The organism is Photobacterium sagamiensis (assembly GCF_050337085.1).
Lineage (GTDB): Bacteria > Pseudomonadota > Gammaproteobacteria > Enterobacterales > Vibrionaceae > Photobacterium > Photobacterium sagamiensis.
This window is the reverse complement of the sequence record NZ_JAKJSP010000104.1, coordinates 1-5,093: the sequence shown is the minus strand read 5'-3', so window position 1 is coordinate 5,093 and position 5,093 is coordinate 1. Positions and strand designations below refer to the sequence as shown.

The 5,093-nt window shown below is 51.5% G+C and carries 1 tRNA gene and 3 rRNA genes; all 4 read right to left on the bottom strand.

What is annotated here, in order from left to right:
* Positions 1 to 10: 10 nt before the first annotated feature.
* The 4 genes from L4D76_RS28375 to L4D76_RS28360 all read right to left on the bottom strand — a co-directional run bounded on the left by L4D76_RS28375 (position 11) and on the right by L4D76_RS28360 (position 4,991).
* Positions 11 to 84: transfer RNA gene (locus tag L4D76_RS28375), tRNA-Met, on the bottom strand.
* Between the two features lie 71 nt (positions 85 to 155).
* Positions 156 to 271, bottom strand: a 5S ribosomal RNA gene (gene rrf / locus L4D76_RS28370).
* 61 nt (positions 272 to 332) lie between these two features.
* Positions 333 to 3,265: ribosomal RNA gene (locus L4D76_RS28365) — 23S ribosomal RNA — on the bottom strand.
* A 175-nt stretch (positions 3,266 to 3,440) separates the two neighbouring features.
* Positions 3,441 to 4,991, bottom strand: a 16S ribosomal RNA gene (locus tag L4D76_RS28360).
* The 16S, 23S and 5S rRNA genes sit together here with 1 tRNA gene alongside, the layout of an rRNA operon.
* Between the last annotated feature and the right edge of the window lie 102 nt (positions 4,992 to 5,093).

Genomic DNA, 5,093 nt, shown 5'->3' with positions numbered 1-5,093 from the left:
GACCTAATAATTGCGGGGACAGGATTTGAACCTGCGACCTTCGGGTTATGAGCCCGACGAGCTACCGGACTGCTCCACCCCGCGACGGTATAAATGTTTCTTGTATAAAATTTAGTATGTCCTTTTTTAAAAAAAGGATACAATTAAAGGTTATAGCTTGGCGRCGTCCTACTCTCACAGGGGGAAACCCCCAACTACCATCGGCGCTGAAGAGCTTAACTGCCGTGTTCGGAATGGGAACGGGTGTGACCTCTTCGCTATCGYCACCAAACAATAAAGGAACGTTGTTCCTTCAAAACTAGATAATAAGAAGGTATTTCATTTTTTAAAGCGTGGTTAAGTCCTCGATCTATTAGTATCAGTCAGCTCCACATGTCGCCACGCTTCCACCTCTGACCTATCAACCTGATCATCTTTCAGGGATCTTACTAGCTTGCGCTATGGGAAATCTCATCTCGAGGGGGGCTTCATGCTTAGATGCTTTCAGCACTTATCCCGTCCGCACGTAGCTACCCAGCTATGCCTTTGGCAAGACAACTGGTACACCAGCGGTGCGTCCATCCCGGTCCTCTCGTACTAAGGACAGCTCCTCTCAAATTTCCTGCGCCCGCGACGGATAGGGACCGAACTGTCTCACGACGTTCTGAACCCAGCTCGCGTACCGCTTTAATGGGCGAACAGCCCAACCCTTGGGACCGACTACAGCCCCAGGATGCGATGAGCCGACATCGAGGTGCCAAACCTCCCCGTCGATGTGGACTCTTGGGGGAGATAAGCCTGTTATCCCCGGGGTAGCTTTTATCCGTTGAGCGATGGCCCTTCCATGCGGAACCACCGGATCACTAAGCCCGACTTTCGTCCCTGCTCGACTTGTAGGTCTCGCAGTCAAGCTCCCTTGTGCCTTTACACTCTACGAATGATTTCCAACCATTCTGAGGGAACCTTTGGGCGCCTCCGTTACTCTTTAGGAGGCGACCGCCCCAGTCAAACTGCCCACCTGACACTGTCTCCCACCCCGATAAGGGGCGCGGGTTAGAATTTCAATACAGCCAGGGTAGTATCCCACCAACGCCTCCACCGAAGCTAGCGCTCCGGCTTCTCAGGCTCCTACCTATCCTGTACAAGCTGTACCAAAATTCAATATCAGGCTGCAGTAAAGCTCCRCGGGGTCTTTCCGTCCTGTCGCGGGTAACCTGCATCTTCACAGGTACTATAATTTCACCGAGTCTCTCGTTGAGACAGTGCCCAGATCGTTACACCTTTCGTGCGGGTCGGAACTTACCCGACAAGGAATTTCGCTACCTTAGGACCGTTATAGTTACGGCCGCCGTTTACTGGGGCTTCGGTTCAAAGCTTCGCTTGCGCTAACCTCTCCCCTTAACCTTCCAGCACCGGGCAGGTGTCAGCCCCTATACTTCGCCTTGCGGCTTCGCAGAGACCTGTGTTTTTGCTAAACAGTCGCCTGGGCCTATTCACTGCGGCTTTTCTGGGCTATTCACCCTAAAAAGCACCCCTTCTCCCGAAGTTACGGGGTCATTTTGCCGAGTTCCTTAACGAGAGTTCTCTCGCACACCTTAGGATTCTCTCCTCGCCTACCTGTGTCGGTTTGCGGTACGGGCACCTTACATCTYACTAGAGGCTTTTCTTGGCAGCGTGGAATCAGGAACTTCGGTACTATATTTCCCTCGCCATCACAGCTCCGCCTTRATGGAAACGGGATTTGCCTCGTTTCCGGCCTAACTGCTTGGACGCGCATATCCAACAGCGCGCTTACCCTATCCTTCTGCGTCCCCCCATCGTTCAAACGATGTATAGGTGGTACAGGARTATCAACCTGTTGTCCATCGCCTACGCCTTTCGGCCTCGGCTTAGGTCCCGACTAACCCTGAGCGGACGAGCCTTCCTCAGGAAACCTTAGGCATTCGGTGGAAGGGATTCTCACCCTTCTTTCGCTACTCATACCGGCATTCTCACTTCTAAGCGCTCCACCAGTCCTTCCGGTCTGACTTCAACGCCCTTAGAACGCTCTCCTACCATCGACACCATACGGTGTCAATCCACAGCTTCGGTGATACGTTTAGCCCCGGTACATTTTCGGCGCGGAGTCACTCGACCAGTGAGCTATTACGCACTCTTTAAATGATGGCTGCTTCTGAGCCAACATCCTGGTTGTCTAAGCAACTCCACATCCTTTTCCACTTAACGTATACTTTGGGACCTTAGCTGGTGGTCTGGGCTGTTTCCCTTTCGACTACGGATCTTATCACTCGCAGTCTGACTCCCAAGAATAAGTATTTGGCATTCGGAGTTTGACTGAATTCGGTAACCCGTTGGGGGCCCCTAGTCCAATCAGTGCTCTACCTCCAATACTCTCATCTTGAGGCTAGCCCTAAAGCTATTTCGGAGAGAACCAGCTATCTCCAGGTTCGATTGGAATTTCTCCGCTACCCACACCTCATCCCCGCACTTTTCAACGTGCGTGGGTTCGGGCCTCCATTCAGTGTTACCTGAACTTCACCCTGGACATGGGTAGATCACCTGGTTTCGGGTCTACGACCTCATACTCATTCGCCCTATTCAGACTCGCTTTCGCTGCGGCTCCGTCTTATCAACTTAACCTCGCATGAAATCGTAACTCGCCGGTTCATTCTACAAAAGGCACGCCATTACCCATTAACGRGCTTTGACTACTTGTAGGCACACGGTTTCAGGATCTATTTCACTCCCCTTCCGGGGTGCTTTTCACCTTTCCCTCACGGTACTGGTTCACTATCGGTCACTAGGTAGTATTTAGCCTTGGGAGATGGTCCTCCCTGCTTCCGACGGGATTTCTCGTGTCCCGCCGTACTCAGGATCCACTCAGGAGGGAACGAAGTTTCAACTACAGGGTTTTTACCTTCTTTGACGGACCTTTCCAGATCACTTCATTTACCCCGTTCCTTTGTAACTCCATGTTGAGTGTCCTACAACCCCAAGAGGCAAGCCTCTTGGTTTGGGCTAATTCCGTTTCGCTCGCCGCTACTCAGGAAATCGCATTTGCTTTCTCTTCCTCCGGGTACTTAGATGTTTCAGTTCCCCGGGTCTGCCTTCAGTACCCTATGTATTCAGGTAAAGATACTGTTCCATTACGAACAGTGGGTTTCCCCATTCGGAAATCTCCGGATCAAAGCTTACTTACAGCTCCCCGAAGCATATCGGTGTTAGTCCCGTCCTTCATCGGCTCCTAGTGCCAAGGCATCCACCGTGCGCCCTTTCTAACTTAACCGTTAAAAAAGATCTTACTGATGCTTTGAAAAAATTAATTGCCTTCTATCTATTATCTAGTTTTCAAGGAACAAAGAAGAAAAAAYTYCATCACTACGTGATGAGATCTTTCGYATYTGAATGAATTACTCATTCAAAACTGAACAAAACAAAAGCGCTCTCGTATTTATCCTTAGAAAGGAGGTGATCCAGCCGCACCTTCCGATACGGCTACCTTGTTACGACTTCACCCCAATCATCTGTCCCACCTTAGGCGGCTGGCTCCATAAAGGTTACCTCACCGACTTCGGGTGTTACAAACTCTCGTGGTGTGACGGGCGGTGTGTACAAGGCCCGGGAACGTATTCACCGCGGCATGCTGATCCGCGATTACTAGCGATTCCGGCTTCATGTAGGCGAGTTGCAGCCTACAATCCGAACTGAGAATGGCTTTATGGGATTCGCTTACCTTCGCAGGTTTGCAGCCCTTTGTACCATCCATTGTAGCACGTGTGTAGCCCAGGTCATAAGGGGCATGATGATTTGACGTCATCCCCACCTTCCTCCGGTTTGTCACCGGCAGTCACCTTAGAGTGCCCAACTRAATGCTGGCAACTAAGATCAAGGGTTGCGCTCGTTGCGGGACTTAACCCAACATCTCACGACACGAGCTGACGACAACCATGCACCACCTGTCACTCTGTCCCCCGAAGGGGAAMGCCCTATCTCTAGGGTTGTCAGAGGATGTCAAGACCTGGTAAGGTTCTTCGCGTTGCTTCGAATTAAACCACATGCTCCACCGCTTGTGCGGGCCCCCGTCAATTCCTTTGAGTTTCAGCCTTGCGGCCGTACTCCCCAGGCGGAGTGCTTAATGCGTTAGCTGCAGCACTAAAGGGCGGAAACCCTCTAACACTTAGCACTCATCGTTTACGGCGTGGACTACCAGGGTATCTAATCCTGTTTGCTCCCCACGCTTTCGCGCCTCAGTGTCAGTTACAGACCAGAAAGTCGCCTTCGCCACTGGTGTTCCTCCAAATCTCTACGCATTTCACCGCTACACTTGGAATTCCACTTTCCTCTTCTGCACTCAAGTTCCCCAGTTTCCAATGACCCTCCACGGTTGAGCCGTGGGCTTTCACATCAGACTTAAGGAACCACCTGCGCGCGCTTTACGCCCAATAATTCCGGACAACGCTTGCCACCTACGTATTACCGCGGCTGCTGGCACGTAGTTAGCCGTGGCTTTCTGGTTAGGTACCGTCAAGGTACCAGCAGTTACTCTGGTACTTGTTCTTCCCTAACAACAGAACTTTACGACCCGAAGGCCTTCTTCGTTCACGCGGCGTTGCTCCGTCAGACTTTCGTCCATTGCGGAAGATTCCCTACTGCTGCCTCCCGTAGGAGTCTGGGCCGTGTCTCAGTCCCAGTGTGGCCGATCACCCTCTCAGGTCGGCTACGCATCGTCGCCTTGGTGAGCCATTACCTCACCAACTAGCTAATGCGCCGCGGGCCCATCTATAAGTGACAGYCGAAACCGTCTTTCCATCTTCTCTCATGCGAGAAAAGAACGTATCCGGTATTAGCTCCGGTTTCCCGAAGTTATCCCAGTCTTATAGGCAGGTTGCCCACGTGTTACTCACCCGTCCGCCGCTAATCTCAGGGAGCAAGCTCCCATCGATTCGCTCGACTTGCATGTATTAGGCACGCCGCCAGCGTTCGTCCTGAGCCAGGATCAAACTCTCCGAAGAAATGTTTGACTTGCTCATTTTGCTTTTTTAATAGTGTGTGCTCACTTAAAATTTAACGTTGGCGCTTTGTTTTGTTCAGTTTTCAAAGAGCAATTTCAGTGT